We start from the raw sequence: 16,123 nt of genomic DNA, 5'->3' as shown, positions 1-16,123 counted from the left end.
GTCATGGACAAGCGGATAGCCGGGCAAGCCAACAAGCAGGTTGGGGGTCTGGAAATGCAGTCCATCCCATCGTTCCGACAACCAACGCTCGGCGATCCTCCCCCGTTCCAGGATGCAGTGTTCCCGCCCGCGCTTCGACAGCGCGTGGCTCATCGCGAGCCCAGCCTGGCCCCCGCCGATGATCAGCGTATCGATACGATCCACGACGGCGAGACTGCATCGTTTCCAAGCGCGGCGGCAAACACCTTCTCCGTATCCACCGGTCCACGGGGCGGTCGCTACCCTGGTGGGAGAGCCCGGGAAGGCAAAGCCCCCCTCGGAACGCAAAACCCCCGGGGCATCGCTGCCCCGGGGGTCCGCATCGTCACGCCGTAAGGCGCGCGGGTCTTATTCCTCGCCGGCCATCTCGCGCCGGCGGCGGATCGCCGCGCCCAGGATGTCGCCGAGAGACGCGCCGGAGTCGGCCGAGCCGAATTCCTTCATCGCCTCCTTCTCCTCCTCGATCTCCTTGCCCTTGATGGTCAGGGCCAAGCGGCGCGCGGCGCGGTCCACCGCGGTGACGCGCGCATCGACCTTCTCACCGATGGCGAACTTGTCGGGGCGCTGGTCGGTGCGGTCGCGGGCCAGTTCGGCGCGGCGGATGAAGCCCGTCAGCACCTCGTCGACCTTCACTTCGATGCCGTTCGTCTCGACCTTGGTGACCACGCAGGTGACGATGTCGCCCTTGCGCACGCGGTCGAGCACCTCGGCGGCCGGGTCGGCCTCGAGCTGCTTGATGCCGAGGGAGATGCGTTCCTTCTCGACATCGACGTCGAGCACCTTGGCCTTGACCACCTGGCCCTTGGTGTAGTGCTGCATCGCGGCCTCGCCGGCCTCGTCCCAGGACAGGTCGGACATGTGGACCATGCCGTCGATGTCCGGGCCGACGCCCACGAACAGGCCGAACTCGGTGATGTTGCGGATCTCGCCCTCGATGATCGAGCCCGGCGCGTGGGCCTCGAGGAACAGCTCCCAGGGGTTGCCCTGCGCCTGCTTCAGGCCGAGCGAAATGCGGCGCTTCGGTTCGTCCACGTCCAGGATCATCACGTCCACCTGCTCGGAGGTCGCGACGATCTTGCCCGGATGGACGTTCTTCTTGGTCCAGGACATCTCGCTGACGTGCACGAGGCCCTCGACGCCCGGCTCCAGCTCCACGAAGGCGCCGTAGTCGGTGATGTTCGTGACGCGGCCGGCGAACTTCGCGTTGACCGGGTACTTCAGCGCCACGCCGTCCCACGGGTCGGACATCAGCTGCTTCATGCCGAGGCTGATGCGCTGCGTCTCGCTGTTGAAGCGGATGACCTGCACCTTTACGGGCTGGCCGATGGTCAGCGCCTCGCTCGGGTGGTTGATGCGCCGCCACGCGATGTCGGTCACGTGCAGCAGGCCATCGACGCCGCCGAGGTCCACGAAGGCGCCGTAGTCGGTGATGTTCTTCACCACGCCGTCCAGGATCATGCCTTCCTTGAGGCCCTGGATCAGCTCGCTGCGCTGCTCGGCGCGCGTCTCCTCGAGTACCGCGCGGCGGGAGACGACGATGTTCCCGCGCGAGCGGTCCATCTTCAGGATCTGGAAGGGCTGCGGGCTGCCCATCAGGGGCCCGACGTCGCGCACCGGGCGGATGTCCACCTGCGAGCCCGGCAGGAACGCGACCGCGCCGCCGAGGTCGACGGTGAAACCGCCCTTCACGCGGCCGAAGATCACGCCGTTCACACGCTGCTGCGCGGTGAAGGACTTTTCCAGGTTCGTCCAGGCTTCCTCACGGCGCGCCTTCTCGCGGCTCAGCACAATGGAGCCGTCGCGGTCCTCGTAGCGCTCGACGAAGAGCTCGATGAGGTCGCCGGGCTTCACCTCGGCCTTCTGGCCGGGGGCGGCGAATTCCTTGAGGGGGACGCGCCCCTCGCTTTTCAGGCCGACATCGACGACCGCGACATCGTCATCCACCCGGATGACCTTGCCGGTGACGACCGAGCCGGCAAAGCCGGTGTCGGCGCCCAGGGTTTCGTCGAGAAGGGCTGCGAAATCCTCGCTGCCCGCGCGGTCGGCGGTGATGCTTGCCATGTAGTGCTGTGCTTCCCGGTATCGGCCCGCCGCGATGCGGCGGGAGATGCGGTCTGCGCGCCTGCCCAGCGGCAGGAACGACTTGGCCGGACGCGCCGTCAGCGGCAGCAGTCCCGGACCCGATGGGTGAGCGCGTTTCGGTCCGCCCGTCTCCGGCCCCCGGAAGGGGCACGCCTTTCCGAATCAGAAAGACACGGCGCCTTAGGCGCGCACAGGAAAAGAGTCAAGAAGAACGAGGTGACAAGGCGTCCCGGGCGTGGCTTCGGCGCCGCGCGCGCGCCTGCAGCCAGGCCACCACCAGCAGCAGCAGCACCGACAGCCCGACCAGCATCGCCGCCGCCGCCGCCGTCGTCAGGCTGATCTGGTCGTTGAGCCCGGCGAACATCTGCCGCGGCAGGGTGCGCTGCGCGGGGCCGGCGATGAACAGCGCCACCACCACCTCGTCCAGCGAGGTCGCGAAGGCGAAGACCGCCCCGGCCGCGACGCCGGGCGCGATCTGCGGCAGGCAGACACGGAGGAACGCCCGCACCGGCCCCGCCCCACAGGCCGCCGCCGCGCGCAGCTGCACCGGGTCGAAGCCTTCCAGCGACGCCAGCACCGTCACCACAACGAAGGGCGCGCCGAGCGCGGCATGCGCGACGATCAGCCCGGCATGCGTCGCGACCAGCCCGACCGGCCCGAAGGCCAGCAGCAGGGCGACCGCCACCACGATGACCGGCACCACCATCGGCGCCAGCACCACACCGAGCGCCACGGCCCGCGCCGCGCCGCGCATCCGCCACAACCCGAAGGCGGCCGGCGTGCCGAGCGCCGTCGCGAGCGCCGACGCCGCGCCGCCGACCAGCAGCGAGTTCCACAGCGCCGGCAGCCAGAAGTCGGACGCGAAGAAGTCCCGATACCAGCGCAGCGATACCCCCGGCAGCGGATAGAGCAGGAAGGAACCCGCCGAGAAGGACAACGGCAGGATCGCCACGATCGGCGCCAGGAGGAACAGCGCCGCCAGCACCCCCGCGCCCCACAGCAGCCCGCGCCCCATCACGCCGCCCCCGACCGGCGGAACCCGGCCAGCCGCCCGTACAGTGCGACGCAAAGCCCGACCGCGGCCAGCAGCAGGATCGAGAGCGCCGCCGCCAGGCCCCAGTTCACGCTCCGCGTCGCGTAGAAGCCGACGAACCAGGCGAGCATCTGGTCGTTCGGCCCGCCAAGCAGCGCCGGCGTGACGTAGAAGCCGAGCGCCTGGATGAACACCAGCAGGCACCCCGCCCCGATCCCTGGCAGGCAGAGCGGCAGCGTCACCCGCAGGAACGCCCACCAGGGCGCGGCGCCCAGCGACGCGGCCGCGCGCGGCAGGAATGGGTCGAGCGCGCGGAAGGCCGCCACCAGCGGCAGCACCATGAAGGGCAGCAGGATATGGACCATCGCCAGCACCACGGCGAAGCGGTTCAGCATCAGCGGCAGCGGCGCCTCGATCAGCCCCATCGCGGCCAGCGCGGCATTGACCAGGCCCTCGCGCTGCAGAAGCACCATCCAGGCCGCGGTGCGCACGACCAGCGAGATCCAGAAGGGCAGCATCACCGCGGCCAGCAGCAGCGTCGCCGGCCAGCCGCGCGCGGTCGCGATCAGCCAGGCGAGCGGCCAGCCGAGCAGCAGGCAGCAGCCCGTCACCAACAACGAGATCCAGAGGCTGCGCGCCAGCACCGCGCGGAAGATGCGCTGGTCCTCGGGCACGGGCGCGACGCTGCCCGTGGCGTCCCGCCGGAGGTCGAGCGCCGCCAGGAGATGGAACGCCGAGAGCGGCCCGGCGGCGTGGCGGATGGCGCCCCAGGCCTCGGGGTCGGCCCACTCCCCGCTGGCGGCGAGAACGGCGTCGCGGGCCGGCCCCTCGAACGGGGCGGCGACGCGGCGGGCCGTCGTGGGCAGCAGGCCGCGGAAGCCCGGGCGGTCGGCGTTGAGCCGCGCCGCCGCCCGGGCGAGGCCCGTCGGGTTGCCCGCCCGTGCCGCCCGCAGGTCCGCGACCAGCGCGGCGAAGGCCTCCTCCCCCGGCGTGGCGGTGCCGTCCCAGGCGGCGAGCGCGGCCACGGTGCGCGGCAGCACGGGCGCGACCTCTGTGTCCGTGACGCCGCGCCAGAGGAAGGCGCCGATCGGCGCGACGAAGGTCGCCAGCAGGAACAGCAGCAGCGGCGCGGTCAGGAGCGCCGCGCCGGGGCGGCTCATGCGCGGCGGAAAGGGGCTTCGCCGCCCTCCGCGTCCCCCGCCATCACGTGTCCATATCGTGGGCGCGGCGCGCCGCCGGCCGGCCCGCACGGCGTCCGGGGGAGCCGTGCGGACCCGGCCGGGCGCGCCGCGTGCCGGCGCCCCTGGGGCTCGCGACCTCCGGCGCGGCGGGCCGGACGGGCGGCGCCGCTCAGCGCGACACCCATGCGTTGAACCGCTGCGTCAGCCGGTCGAGGTTGTCCAGCCAGAACCGGTCGCTGACGTGCAGCGCCCCGGCCAGGTTCTGCGGCGCCGTCGGCAGTTGCGCCAGCAGCGCCGCCGGCAGGCGTTCGTTCGCGCTGCGGGCCGTGACGCCGTAGGGGATGCGCGGCGGCAGCGCGGCCTGCACCTCCGGCTTGCCCGCGAAGGCGAGGAATTCCAGCGCCCGCGCCCGGTTCGGGCTGCCCTTCATGATCACCCAGGAATCGAGCGTGTAGAGGTTGTTGGTCCAGACGATCGCGAAGTCACGCCCCTCGGCCTCGTTCGCCGCCGCGATCCGGCCGTTGTAGGCGCTGGTCATAGCGACCTCCCCGGTCGCCAGCCATTGCGGCGGCTGGGCGCCGCGCTCCCACCAGGCGAGGTCGGGCTTGACGGCGTCGAGCCGCCGGAACGCGCGGTCGACGCCCGCCGGCGTGCCGAGCACGGCATAGACCTGGTCGGGCGGCACACCGTCCGCCATCAGCGCGATCTCGAGCGTCGTCTTCGGGCCGCGGCGCAGGCCGCGCTTGCCGGGGAAGCGCGCGGTGTCGAGGAACTCGGCCCAGTTCACCGGGCCGTTCGGGGTGCGCGCGCGGTCATGGGCTAGCACGAAGGAATAGAGGATGGCGCCGACGCCGTGATCGTGAACCGCCTGCGGGATATAGGCGTCCCGGCCGCCGATCGCGGACCAGTCGAGCGGCTCGAACAGGCCTTCCTCGGCGCCGATCAGCAGTTCCTCGGATTCCACCTGCACCACGTCCCAGGTATTGGCGCCGGAGGCGATGCGGGAGCGCAGCACGCCGACGCCGCCGTCCCAGGTTTCCTCCAGCATCCGGGTGCGGGTCTGCTGCTGGAAGGGCCGGAAGAAGACCTCGCGCTGCGCGTCCTGGTAGGCGCCGCCCCAGGAGACCACCGTCAGGTCCCGCCCCTGCGCGCGCGCGGCTTGCGGCAGCGCGGCGGCGGCAAGCGCGCCCTGGAGGATGGTGCGGCGGTCCATGATGCGTCTCCTGTGCCCGGGCAGGACAGACTAGACCCGCGGCGCCGCCTCGCGAAAGGCGAAGGCGGCACCCTCCGGCCAGGCGATGGCGGCGGGGCCGCCGGGATCGGGCAGGGCGCCGGCGCCCGCCGGGCGCTTGGCCAGCACCTCCCCGCCGTCGCCGAAAGCAAGCCGCAGCCGGACATGGTCGCCGAGGAAGATCGCCTCCTGCAGCGTTGCCGGCCAGGCGCCGCCGCCGAGGTCCGACGCCGCGACCCCCGCCACGGCAACCCGTTCCGGCCGGACGGCGACGACGCAGCCTTCACCGGGGCCGCCGCAATCCGCAGCCTGCGCCGGCACCAGCGGGCCGCAATCCAGGCGCACCAGGCATTCGTCGCCGTCGCGCTCCTGGATCGTGCCGCGCAGCAGGTTGTTCTCGCCCACGAAGCCGGCGACGAAGGCGTCGGCCGGGCGCTCGTACAGCATGCGGGGGGCGGCCAGTTGGCGGACGCGCCCGCCTTCGAAGACGGCGATGCGGTCGGACAGCGTCAGCGCCTCGGCCTGGTCGTGCGTGACATACATCATCGTCACGCCGAGGCGCCGGTGCAGATGGCGGATCTCGAGCTGCATCTCCTCCCGCAGCGCCTTGTCGAGCGCGCCGAGGGGTTCGTCGAGGAGCACGATCGGCGGCTCGAACACCAGGGCGCGGGCCAGCGCGACGCGCTGCTGCTGCCCGCCCGAGAGTTCCGAGGGGCGGCGCTCCGCCAGCCCTTCGAGCCGGACCATGGCGAGCGCGCGCGCCACCCGCGCGTCCCGATCCGCCCGGCCGACCCCGCGCACCGAAAGCGGGAAGCCGACATTCCCCGCGACATCCATGTGCGGGAACAGCGCGTAGGACTGGAACACGACGCCGATGCCGCGCCGGTGCGGCGCCAGCCGCGCGATGTCCCGGCCTTCCAGCAGGATGCGCCCGGCCGACGGCGCCTCGAACCCCGCCAGCATCATCAGCGTGGTGGTCTTGCCCGAGCCCGAGGGGCCGAGCAGCGTCAGCAATTCCCCGCGCGCGATGTCGAGGTCGAGCGCCTCCACCGCGGCGGGCCCGCCGGCGCGCCAGGTCTTGCGCACGCCTTGGAAGCGCACCAGGGGATCGGCCATGGCGATACCTCCGGCGCGGCGCGGTCGCTTGTCAACGCCCGGCCGCGCCGGTAACGCCGCCCGGGACCGACAGGAGACGCCGCCATGACAGAGACCGCCGACCCCAGCCTGATCGCGCGGCGCGAGGGCATCGCGGGGACGCTGCTGATGAACCGGCCGAAGGCGCTGAACGCCCTGACGCTTGAGATGATCCGCGACTTCGCCGCCGCCATCGCCGCCTGGAAGGACGACCCGGAGGTGCGGCTGGTCGTGCTGGAAGGCGCGGGCGGGCGCGCCTTCTGCGCCGGCGGCGACGTGCGGGCCGTGCGGGCTTCCGCCATCGCCGGCGACCGCGCGGCGGTCGAGGCCTTCTTCGCGGAGGAATACGCGGTCAACACGGGCATCGCCGCCTTCCCCAAGCCCTGGGTCAGCCTGATCGACGGCGTCTGCATGGGCGGCGGCATCGGCGTCGCGGTGCACAACGGCCCGCGCGTCGTGACCGAGCACGCGCTGGTCGCGATGCCCGAGACGGCGATCGCGCTGTTCCCCGATGTCGGCACCTCCTACGTGCTGCCGCGGCTGCCGGGCGCCATCGGCACCTGGCTGGCGCTCACCGGCGCGCGGCTGACCGGCGCGGATGCCGTCCATGCGGGGCTGGCCACGCATTTCGTGCCGCGCGCGCGGCTGGCCGACCTGCGCGCCGCGCTGGTGACCGAGGGCGCCGAGGCCGTCGCGCGCTTCGCCGAGGCGGCTCCGGAGGCCTCCTTCGCCGCGCAGCGCGATGCGATCGACCGCTGCTTCGGGCAGGCGAGCGTGGCCGCGATCCTGGCGGCGCTCGACGCCGAGGGCACGGAATGGGCGGCGGCACAGGCCAGGATCCTGCGGCGGATGTCGCCGACCTCGCTCTGCGTGTCGCTGGAACTGCTGCGGCGCGGCGCGGAGCAGGACCTGACGGCGTGCCTTGCCACCGAACTGGCGCTGACCCGCGTCGTGGTGAACGACCACCCGGATTTCGCCGAGGGCGTGCGGTCCGTGCTGGTGGACAAGGACGGCGCGCCTAGCTGGCAGCCGGCGCGGATCGAGGATGTCGATCCGGCCGCCATCGCGGGGATGTTCGGGGGTAGGTGAACCTCCCCTGGGGTTCTTCTTTCGCCGAAACGTCGAGCATGGCGGCGAGGCGTGAGGCAAGGGTGTCTTCCCCGGGGGCCAGATCGGCCCCGCCGGCCTTGAGCATCGCCATCAGGGTGCCGGTCAGTTCGATGCCGGGCGGCGCGCCAGCTCCCGTCGGGCGGCGAGACGACGATGCTGTCGATCAGCGCGCGGGCGGCCTCGAGCGTTTCGGCGCCGCCCTCGGCGGCGCTGGGCGCGTCGCTCGACGCGACAGCGCCGGGGACGAAGCGCATCGAGACCAGGCGTGCCGAGGCGCCTCGCGCCGTGCTGCTCGGTCTTGCTCGCGGTCGCTTCCGTTCGGCGGCGGACGAGGTTGCGACGACCGATCACCGTGCGCTCTATCGCAGCTGGACGATCGCGCGGTCGACGCCGCTTTCCAGCGCGGCCTTCGATCGCCTGGCCGCGCGCCTCTCCCGCGGGGCGATCCGCGCCAAGGGCTTCGTGCAGATGGCCGAGGCGCCCGACATCCGGCGGCTGTACCAGCAGGTCGGTACGCGCTGGGCGCTGTCCAGGGAAGGCGCCTGGCCGGAGCGCAGTGGGCGCACGCGCATCGTCGCCATCGGGCTTGCGGCGGAACACGCGGCGGCAGGAACCGGGCGCGCCGCGCCGGCTGCGGAGACATTCGGGACCGTCGCGGGGGAGACCGCGTGATCGTCGCTCGAGGCGATGGGTGGAGGCAGCGACGGCCTTCCTGGCCCATTGCGCGGGCACGATCTCGATCGAGGGTCCTCAGGGCGTGCGCGGCGATCGGCGATCGGCGCGGTGGGCGCCCCACTGCTTCCCGCATTCGGCGCGACCCGCAACCGCCCCGGACGCGGCTGCGGCACCCCAATGCGGCGAGGCGTCCCGGCGCGCTGGTCCTGGCGCGGGCCGCAGCGGGTAACGCCTCTGGCCTGCTGGCCCTGTGGTGGCACTCACGCCGGGTGCTGCGTGATGTGCTGGATCATCGAGGACGACACCCGCTCCGGCATCTGGTCCGGCGCGTAATGCCCGACACCGGGAAGAACCTCGAACCGGTATGGCGCGTTCACGAATGCAGCGGTGCCTTCGGCGGCCATGCGCCCGACGGTATCGTCGGCATCGCCCCAGATGAACAGGGTCGGCACCTCCACGGCACCGATCTGGCGATACACCTTCCCGCGCGCCCGATACCACGCGAGCGCCGCCTCCATGGCTGGCCGCGTGCCCAGGACCGCAAGATGCTTCTCGGTCGCCAATGGCGGAACGCCATTCGCCGCATGTCGGACCCGGATCCACGCGGCGTCGTTCGCGAGCAGCATGTCGGCGGCGCCCAGGTCCTGGAACGCCTTGTGATGCCGCGATCGCTGCGGCTGCTCGGGATCCTCCGCGAGGGCCTGCGCAAACGCCGCCGGATGCGGCCGCGACAGCATCGTCAGCGATGCCAGGCGTTCGGGAAAGCGGAACGCGATGTCCCAGGCCAGGCTGCCGCCCCAATCATGCCCGACGAGATGAATGCGGCGATTGCCGTGACCCATGGCCGAGACCAGGGCCAGGGCGTCGCCGATCAGCAACTCGATGTCGTAGTTCGCGAAGTGCGCAGGATCCGGACGTGCGCCGGCGGAGTATCCTCGCTGATTGGGCGCCGCGGCCAGGAACCCCGCAGCGGCAAGCGCAGGCAGCTGTGCGTCATAGAGATGGCGCGAGACGGCAAAGCCGTGCAGCAGCAGGACCAGAGGCGCCTCGGGCGCGCCCGCGACGGACACGTCGAAGACGAGCCCGGGCTGCAGCTCGATCCGGCGATCTTCGATCACAGCGTTTCCTCCCTTGCGGCAGCCCTGGGCCTGCACGGGCCACATTGCAGCAGATCGCGCCCTGACACGCGACCCGCCCGCTGTTCACCACCGACCGATCCTTCCGGATGGAAGCGGTTCGGATCCGGACGCGCGTTCTCCGGAGGTTGCTCCGGCGCCCCAGGCGCGAAGCCCGTGCAGGCACCGCTGCCCGCGCGTTCGTGACGCGAACGGGTGGTGATGCCAGCCTCCGTGGCCTGGCGCCTCACGCGCTGTGGCCGCCTGGACTTGCCTGGCGTGTCACCCCGCCTCGAGCACATCGGCCGGCCAGACCCGTTCGAAGCGGGCGCCGGCCTCGTGCTGCACGGACCGCACGCTCGCCGCGTCGGCCGCCTCGTATTCGCAGACCATGCGCCGGCGGTCCTCCGACCAGAAGCTCCGCAGCCAGCGGACGCCGTAGAGCTCCAGGCAGGGCGCCATCCGGCGCTCGACCTCGCTGAGCTCGTCGCGGGTCAGCGGCGGCTCGAAGCTGCGCTCGACGATGAAGCGGGTCATGGCTCATCTCCTCCGGGTTCGTGGACGCGCGGCAGCCTGCCCGGCGGGCGTGGGAGCCACCGTGGGAATGGCGGAGCCAGCCGCCGCGGCCCGCGCCAGCGTGGCGCGCGCGGCCGCCGCCTCCCCCCCGCGCCCGACGGCCGCGGCGGCGGACAGCGCTTCCGCGGCCGCTGCCTGCGCCGCCTCGACCCGCCCGGCGCTGAGATGGTGCCCCGCCGCCGCGTTCAGCGCGTAGGCAAGGTAGCCCTTGTCGTCCACGGCGCGCAGCCGCGCGATGGCCGCGTCGAGCCGACCCTCGGCGCCGGGCGCATCGGCGCGCAGCGCCGCCAGCGCCCCGAGCGCCTCGGCGAACGGCGCATCCTCCCCCATGCGCGCGGCGACCTCGGAAATTTCAGTGCACAGGCTTTCCACTTCCGCCAGCCGCCCCTCTTCGAGGCTCACCACGGCGAGCCAGGTCAGGCATTTGTATTCGCGCCATCGATCGGCCGAGCGCCGGGCGAGCGCCAGCGCGCGCCGCATGAACGGTGCCGCGTCCACCAGCCTCCCGTTCCGGCGCGCGAGCAGGCCGAGGCCCCAGTCGAGCTCGCACATCTCCAGTCCCAGCGAGCTGGCCAGCACCTGCGCCTCGTCGAGCAGCGCGCCGGCCTGCTCGACCTCGGTCTCCAGTTCCAGCAGGCAGCGCGCCGTGTTCGCGAGCTGTCGCGCATGGACCCGGAGGTCAGCGGCGCCTCGCCCCGCCGCGGCCGCGCGCACCGTGCTCTCCCGCGCGCCATCGGCGTCGCCGGCCTGCTGATGCAGCACGGACAGCAGGTAATGGCCGGTCGCCGCGGCAGTCGCGGCGCCGTCGGCCTCGGCCGCCGCGGTCGCCCGCGCCACGGCATCGGCGAGGTCCGGCACCCGCCGCAGGCCGGGACCCGTGCCCGCGAGCACCCTGATCCTCAGCAGGCCGATGCGCGCCTCGGCTGCATCCGGCCCGGGCGACGACAGGCGGTCGAGATGCCAGAGGCCGCGATCGGCGAAGCCGCCGGCCTCCGCCTGGGCGAACAGCCGCAGGCAGCGTTCGCCGGCAAGGATGCAGGCCCGCAGGGCCATCGCGTCGTCACCGCAGAGCGCCGCGTGCCGCGCCAGCTCGCCGGCCGCGCTGTCGTCCGAGCCGGAAGCGGCCTCAAGCAGGCGCGCGATCCGGCGGTGGAGCAGTCGCCGGCGGGGCTGCGAGATGGTGCGGTAGACGGCCTGGCGCAGCAGGTCGTGGACGAAGTCGCAGTCCTCGGTGCCCGCCCGGAGGATCCCGCGACGCTCGAGCTCCTCGATCAATGTGGCGAGCTCCGGCGCCGCGATGCCTGAGGCCTGCCCCAGCAGCTCCGGATCGCAGGCTCGGCCGAGCGCGGCCGCCCAGGCCAGCAGGTCGCGCGCGCCGGGCGTCAGCCGCGCAAGCTGACCGGCGATGACCGCATCGAGCGCCCGCGTCGTCTGCCCAGGCTGCGCCGTGCCATCGCGCCCCGCACGCGCGAGTTCCAGCGCGAGAAACGGATTGCCCGCGCTGTCCGCGAAGACCGGAGCGGCATCGAGCACCGGGGCCACGGCGCGCACCAGCTCCTGGGTTTCCGCCATGTCGAGCGGCCCGAGCGGCATCTCGGTCAGACGCTCCGCGCGCTGCTGCGCGAGGACCACGCGAGAGGCGGCGGCGTTGTCCTCCAGCTCCCCCGGACGCGCGGCGCAGGCGATGAGGAGCCGTGACGCCATGGCCCCTTCGCGCAGCACGAAATGCAGCAGCGACGCCGATGCCTCGTCCAGCCATTGGACGTCGTCGAGCAGGAGCACGGCAGGGCGCCGCGCGACGAGGTGCCGAAGCAGCGCCACGACCGCGTCGAACAGGCGCGACCGGTCCGGGGTCCGCTCGCCGGCCGGGGCCCCGGGGCAAGCCCCGGGGCGCAGCGGCGCGAGGTCGAGGCGCAGCGCCTCGGGAACCTCTGCCGCCGGAACGGCGCGCAGGGCATCGATCCAGATGCCGAAGGGGCGACCCACCTCGGCCTCGAAGGCGCGGCCGCCCAGGACGCGGCCGCCGACCAGCGCCATGCGTTCGGCCAGGTGCGCGAGCAGGCGGCTCTTGCCAATGCCCGGCTCGCCGGTGAGGAGCAGGACGCGACGGGCATGCCCGTCGACGGCGGCCGCGACCTCCGCATCCAGCAGGGATCGCTCGGCCGCGCGCCCGACCAGGGGCGGCATCGTGACCTCCACGGAGGGTTCGTCCCCGGCACCGTGAGGCATGTCCTGCACGACCGGCGGTGCGGCGACCGGTCGCGACGCCAGCGCGCGCCGCGCGCGCTCAAGCTCGCCGGAGGCAGCGCCGAACTCCGCCAGTAGCACGCCACGGGCGTGGTCGTGGTGCGCGAGCGCGTCGCGCCGGCGCCCGAGCCGCCCCAGCAGCCGGACCACCGCCGCGTGCCCGGCCTCGGAGAGCGGGTCCGCCGCCACCAGGGCGCGGGCATGGCCCAGCGCTTCCTCCGGATCGTCGTCGAGGCGCTCCACCAGTGCACCGAGCAGGGCGAGCCGCGTCGCGCTGGCCGCCTCCCGCTCGGCAAGGCACCAGGCGTGGAAGCGGTAGCAGCCAGGCAGGTCGAGACCGTCGAGGAACTCGCCGCGGAACAGCCCGACGGCCGCGCGCAACGCGTCGGTCGGCGTGGCGGCGATGCCGCCCTTCAGCAGCCCCTGCACCGCACGGAGGTCGATGGCGGCGCCGCCGGCTTCGAAGGCGATGCGCTCCCGGTCCGCACGCAGGCGGATCGCGCCGGCATCGTCGAGCAGCGGTCGGATGCGGCTCAGGCTCCAGCGGAGTTCGGCACGCGGGTCGTCGGGGCCGTCCCACAGGAGGTCGCAGAGCCGCTCGCGCCGGTGCGTATCGGCGGTGGCGATGAGATAGCCGAGCAGCGCGCGTGTCTTCCTGGACGCCGGGAGTTTCGCCGCCTTTCCGTCGCGCAGGAGCTCCAGCTCGCCCAGCAGGCGAATGCGGAGGCCATCACTTGCCATGGTTGCCGGCCTTGTTCGGCCCCACGGATTCCAACGCCCATTCCCACGGGCGCGTCCACGGCGCGACCGCAGCCTAGTACACGAGGTCGCGCACCGCGAATCCGGATGGTCCGGCGCAGGGCGACGACCCCGGGAGGCAGATCATGAGCACCTTCGATCCGGTGAAGTACAAGCAGACCACGCGCGAACAGTGGCAGACCGCCGCGCCGGCCTGGGACGCATGGGGGCCGTTCCTCCGCGAATGGCTCGGTCCGGCAACCGAGCTGATGCTCGACCTGGCAGAGATCGGATCCGGCCAGCGCGTGCTGGACGTGGCCGCCGGCGCCGGCGACCAGACGCTGCAGATCGCCGCGCGCGTCGGCCCCGAAGGGCACGTGCTCGCCACTGATATCGCGCCGGCCATCCTCGAATTCGCCGCGGAGAACGCACGGCGCGCCGGCTTCGCCAATGTCGGGACCCGCGCGATGGACGGCGAGGCCCTCGACGTGCCGGAGGGGACCTTCGATGCCGTGGTTTCGCGCGTCGGCCTGATCTACTTCCCCGACCGCGCGGCCGCACTCGCCAGCATGAAGCGGGCCCTGCGGCCGGGCGGGCGCGTCGCCGTGATCGTCTACGGGCCGGCCGGGCGCAACGGCTTCTTCTCGGTGCCGGTCTCGATCATCCGTCGCCGCGCCGGGCTTCCGCCGCCGCTGCCCGGGCAGCCCGGCCCGTTCAGCCTGGGCGGCGAGGGCGTGCTCGAAGGCGAACTCCGCGCCGCGGGCTTCGAGGACGTGGTCTGCCGGCGCATGGAGGCGCCGCTGCGGATGGCTTCGGCCGCCGACTGCGTGCGCTTCGAGCGGGAGTCGTTCGGCGCCCTGCACCAGATGCTCGGCGGCCTCGACGAGGCAGGCCGGACCGCGGCCTGGGTGGAGATCGAGGAGGCGCTGCGCGGGTTCGAAGGGGCCGGCGGCTTCGTGGGCCCGTGCGAACTGGTCGTGGGCGTCGGGCGGGCCTGACGGGGCAAGAACCGATGCCCGGTCGATACGGCTGGCCCACCCACAATGGGCCAGCCTCGGAGAGTTATCGCCCACGGCTCTTTTCCCGGATTGGTGGGACGAACCGGGCGTGCGGTGCGGGCGCCGGCGATCCGAGGCGCGTTCGGCATCGGCCGTTACGCGCCGCCTGCGCCTCACGCGTGAACTCGTCCACCACGCACAGCATCCGGAACGTCCGCCCGTCCCAGGTCCGGTCTTCGACGACGTCGTACGCCCAGACATGGTTCACCCGCTCCGGCCGCAGCCGGATGCAGGACCCGCCCACCAGCCACAGCCTGCCGCGTTTCGGCTGCCGCTGCGGCACTATCAGCCCCTCCCGACGCCAGATCCGCCCCATCCCTTTTTCGGTTCACTGCCCAGCCCGCGTTTCTGAGCAAGGCCCTGATCCAGCGATAGCCGTACCGGCCGTATTGAAGTTGAAGTTGCCCTGCTTCCTTGGACGGTTTGCGGGGAGTGGTCAGTCCTTCATGAGCGTCTTCCTCGCTTCGGATTCGATGGACGAGAGGTAGCCGATGACCCTGCCATCTGGGCCCGCGCTTGCCGCCAAGGCGGTGCGCGACTGGCCCAGCCAAGAGGGCGTGAGGACGCTGTTCATCGAGCCCGGTAGCCCTTGGGAGAACAGTTAGATCGGCATGACGCCAGGGGCACGAAGGTTCCGCCTTCGTGCGCCTTGGATGAAGGGCTGCCCACCGGGCCGCGGGTCGGGGCTTCGCGCGCAGGGCGTCAGATCCTGAGCCACCAGCGTCGCGTCGCCGCCAGCGCGACCAGGCCCGCCACGCCCATCGCCGCCGTCGCCGCCGGCGCGCCCACCGCCTCCGCCAGCGCGCCCAGCGCCAGGAAGCCGACCGGCCCGAGGCCGATGCAGACCGACAGCAGGCCGAGCACCCGGCTGCGCATCTCGGCCGGCGTCGCCAGCAGGACCAGCGTCGGCTGCATGATGGCGAAGCCTGCACCGCCGACGCCGGTCAGCACCAGCGCCAGGCCCGCCAGCACGGGGTCGGTCGCCAGGGCGAAGGCGGTCAGCATCGCAAAGTACAGCGCGATGCCGCCGATATAGATCGCGCGGTACTGCGCCGGCTTCGCCAGCACCGCGATGGCCGTCGCGCCGAGCAGCGCGCCCACGCCGTCCATGCCGGCCAGCACGCCGATGCCCGTCGCCTCCAGCCCGAGCCGGTCCTGGCCGATCACGGGGATCATGCTGGTGAAGGGCCAGCCGAACAGGTTGAACAGCAGCGTCACCAGCAGCGTGGCGAACAGGCGCGGTTCGCGGCGGAGGAACAGGAAGCCCTCGGCGATGCTGGCGAGCACCGAGGGCGACACGGCCCGGGCCGGCGGCGCGGCCGGCAGGCGCAGCACAGCGACCAGACCGGGCAGGTAGACCACGACGCTCAGCAGGAAGGCGCCCTCCAGCCCGGCGGTCGCCAGCAGCGCGCCGCCCAGCGCCGGGCCCGCCATGCGGCTGGCATTGTTGGTGCCGACATCGATCGACATCGCGGCACCCATGCGCGCCGGCCCCGCCACCTGGCCGAGCATGGCGCGCCGCACCGGGTTGTCGGAGGCCCAGGCGACGCCGTTCATGAAGGACGCCACCGCGAGGTGCCAGACCTGCACCGCGCCGGCCAGCGCCAGGGCACCGATCGCGGCCGATGTCGCGACCTGCGAGAGCATGATGAGCAGCAGCGCGCTGCGCCGGTCCATCCGGTCCGCCGCCACGCCGAGGAAGGCGCCGAACAGCCCCATCGGCAGCAGGCGGAGCATGGTGAGCATGGCCACGACGAACGCCGAGCCCGTCGCGGCATAGGCGAAGACGCCGACGACCAGCATCTCGAGCCAACGGACGACGAAGATGCTGAGGCCCGCGGTCCAGAGACGCAGGAAGTCGCGGTCGCGGAAGAGGGAACGCCAGGGGGCGTCAGGCATGGAAG

The 16,123-nt window shown here is 72.9% G+C and carries 13 protein-coding genes and 1 pseudogene; 3 read left to right on the top strand and 11 right to left on the bottom strand.

Annotated elements, in window-relative coordinates; all coding sequences use genetic code 11:
- The 6 genes from E8M80_RS22280 to E8M80_RS22255 form a co-directional block, all read right to left on the bottom strand.
- On the bottom strand, positions 1 to 204 hold a 204-nt coding region (locus E8M80_RS22280), incomplete at its 3' end, for an FAD-dependent monooxygenase (protein ID WP_170979574.1).
- Positions 205 to 387: 183 nt separating this feature from the next.
- On the bottom strand, positions 388 to 2,100 hold the full coding sequence (rpsA, locus tag E8M80_RS22275; RefSeq protein ID WP_137127940.1) for a 30S ribosomal protein S1: 1,713 nt from the start codon (positions 2,098 to 2,100) through the stop codon (positions 388 to 390).
- Positions 2,101 to 2,323: 223 nt separating this feature from the next.
- On the bottom strand, positions 2,324 to 3,136 hold the full coding sequence (locus E8M80_RS22270; protein ID WP_137127939.1) for an ABC transporter permease: 813 nt from the start codon (positions 3,134 to 3,136) through the stop codon (positions 2,324 to 2,326).
- The gene (locus E8M80_RS22265) at positions 3,136 to 4,314 is read right to left on the bottom strand and encodes an ABC transporter permease (RefSeq protein WP_137127938.1); all 1,179 of its coding nucleotides are present in this window, start codon (positions 4,312 to 4,314) and stop codon (positions 3,136 to 3,138) included. The genes E8M80_RS22270 and E8M80_RS22265 overlap by 1 nt, the downstream gene beginning before the upstream one ends.
- A 190-nt stretch (positions 4,315 to 4,504) precedes the next feature.
- On the bottom strand, positions 4,505 to 5,548 hold the full coding sequence (locus tag E8M80_RS22260) for an ABC transporter substrate-binding protein (protein ID WP_137127937.1): 1,044 nt from the start codon (positions 5,546 to 5,548) through the stop codon (positions 4,505 to 4,507).
- Between the two features lie 30 nt (positions 5,549 to 5,578).
- A complete protein-coding gene (locus E8M80_RS22255) occupies positions 5,579 to 6,682 on the bottom strand; it encodes an ABC transporter ATP-binding protein (RefSeq protein WP_137127936.1) in 1,104 nt (367 codons plus the stop codon).
- Positions 6,683 to 6,766: 84 nt separating this feature from the next.
- Here E8M80_RS22255 and E8M80_RS22250 point away from each other — a divergent pair, with 84 nt between their 5' ends.
- Together E8M80_RS22250 and E8M80_RS22245 are read left to right on the top strand one after the other, a co-directional pair.
- Positions 6,767 to 7,789 carry an enoyl-CoA hydratase/isomerase family protein gene (locus tag E8M80_RS22250; RefSeq protein WP_137127935.1) on the top strand — a complete coding sequence of 341 codons (1,023 nt, stop codon included), beginning with the start codon at positions 6,767 to 6,769 and terminating at the stop codon, positions 7,787 to 7,789.
- Positions 7,790 to 7,963: 174 nt separating this feature from the next.
- On the top strand, positions 7,964 to 8,482 hold the full coding sequence (locus tag E8M80_RS22245) for a GTP-binding protein (RefSeq protein ID WP_137127934.1): 519 nt from the start codon (positions 7,964 to 7,966) through the stop codon (positions 8,480 to 8,482).
- A 263-nt stretch (positions 8,483 to 8,745) separates the two neighbouring features.
- Here E8M80_RS22245 and E8M80_RS22240 read toward each other — a convergent pair whose 3' ends face one another.
- The 3 genes from E8M80_RS22240 to E8M80_RS22230 all read right to left on the bottom strand — a co-directional run bounded on the left by E8M80_RS22240 (position 8,746) and on the right by E8M80_RS22230 (position 13,164).
- Positions 8,746 to 9,603: an alpha/beta fold hydrolase gene (locus E8M80_RS22240; protein ID WP_170979573.1), complete on the bottom strand. Its 858-nt coding sequence runs from the start codon at positions 9,601 to 9,603 to the stop codon at positions 8,746 to 8,748.
- 279 nt (positions 9,604 to 9,882) lie between these two features.
- Complete coding sequence (locus E8M80_RS22235; protein ID WP_137127932.1) at positions 9,883 to 10,137, bottom strand: DUF4242 domain-containing protein; 255 nt, start codon at positions 10,135 to 10,137, stop codon at positions 9,883 to 9,885.
- A gap of 3 nt (positions 10,138 to 10,140) precedes the next feature.
- Positions 10,141 to 13,164 carry an AAA family ATPase gene (locus E8M80_RS22230; protein ID WP_137127931.1) on the bottom strand — a complete coding sequence of 1,008 codons (3,024 nt, stop codon included), beginning with the start codon at positions 13,162 to 13,164 and terminating at the stop codon, positions 10,141 to 10,143.
- Positions 13,165 to 13,307: 143 nt separating this feature from the next.
- Here E8M80_RS22230 and E8M80_RS22225 point away from each other — a divergent pair, with 143 nt between their 5' ends.
- The gene (locus E8M80_RS22225) at positions 13,308 to 14,159 is read left to right on the top strand and encodes a class I SAM-dependent methyltransferase (protein WP_137127930.1); all 852 of its coding nucleotides are present in this window, start codon (positions 13,308 to 13,310) and stop codon (positions 14,157 to 14,159) included.
- A gap of 163 nt (positions 14,160 to 14,322) precedes the next feature.
- Here E8M80_RS22225 and E8M80_RS22220 read toward each other — a convergent pair.
- Positions 14,323 to 14,620: pseudogene (locus E8M80_RS22220) on the bottom strand (IS3 family transposase); the annotation flags it as partial.
- Between the two features lie 301 nt (positions 14,621 to 14,921).
- Entirely contained in the window at positions 14,922 to 16,118 is a 1,197-nt protein-coding gene (locus E8M80_RS22215; RefSeq protein ID WP_170979572.1) for an MFS transporter, read from the bottom strand.
- Between the last annotated feature and the right edge of the window lie 5 nt (positions 16,119 to 16,123).

The sequence above is a fragment of the Roseomonas sp. HF4 genome, from assembly GCF_005222755.1.
Lineage (GTDB): Bacteria > Pseudomonadota > Alphaproteobacteria > Acetobacterales > Acetobacteraceae > Neoroseomonas.
This window is presented reverse-complemented; position numbering and strand designations above follow the sequence as displayed.

What these genes read in the sequence shown, in the direction of transcription:
- rpsA (WP_137127940.1), bottom strand. Translation starts at nt 2,100, where the DNA reads ATGGCAAGCATCACCGCCGACCGCGCGGGCAGCGAGGATTTCGCAGCC.
- E8M80_RS22270 (WP_137127939.1), bottom strand. Translation starts at nt 3,136, where the DNA reads ATGGGGCGCGGGCTGCTGTGGGGCGCGGGGGTGCTGGCGGCGCTGTTC.
- E8M80_RS22265 (WP_137127938.1), bottom strand. Translation starts at nt 4,314, where the DNA reads ATGAGCCGCCCCGGCGCGGCGCTCCTGACCGCGCCGCTGCTGCTGTTC.
- E8M80_RS22260 (WP_137127937.1), bottom strand. Translation starts at nt 5,548, where the DNA reads ATGGACCGCCGCACCATCCTCCAGGGCGCGCTTGCCGCCGCCGCGCTG.
- E8M80_RS22255 (WP_137127936.1), bottom strand. Translation starts at nt 6,682, where the DNA reads ATGGCCGATCCCCTGGTGCGCTTCCAAGGCGTGCGCAAGACCTGGCGC.
- E8M80_RS22250 (WP_137127935.1), top strand. Translation starts at nt 6,767, where the DNA reads ATGACAGAGACCGCCGACCCCAGCCTGATCGCGCGGCGCGAGGGCATC.
- E8M80_RS22245 (WP_137127934.1), top strand. Translation starts at nt 7,964, where the DNA reads ATGCTGTCGATCAGCGCGCGGGCGGCCTCGAGCGTTTCGGCGCCGCCC.
- E8M80_RS22235 (WP_137127932.1), bottom strand. Translation starts at nt 10,137, where the DNA reads ATGACCCGCTTCATCGTCGAGCGCAGCTTCGAGCCGCCGCTGACCCGC.
- E8M80_RS22230 (WP_137127931.1), bottom strand. Translation starts at nt 13,164, where the DNA reads ATGGCAAGTGATGGCCTCCGCATTCGCCTGCTGGGCGAGCTGGAGCTC.
- E8M80_RS22225 (WP_137127930.1), top strand. Translation starts at nt 13,308, where the DNA reads ATGAGCACCTTCGATCCGGTGAAGTACAAGCAGACCACGCGCGAACAG.
- E8M80_RS22215 (WP_170979572.1), bottom strand. Translation starts at nt 16,118, where the DNA reads ATGCCTGACGCCCCCTGGCGTTCCCTCTTCCGCGACCGCGACTTCCTG.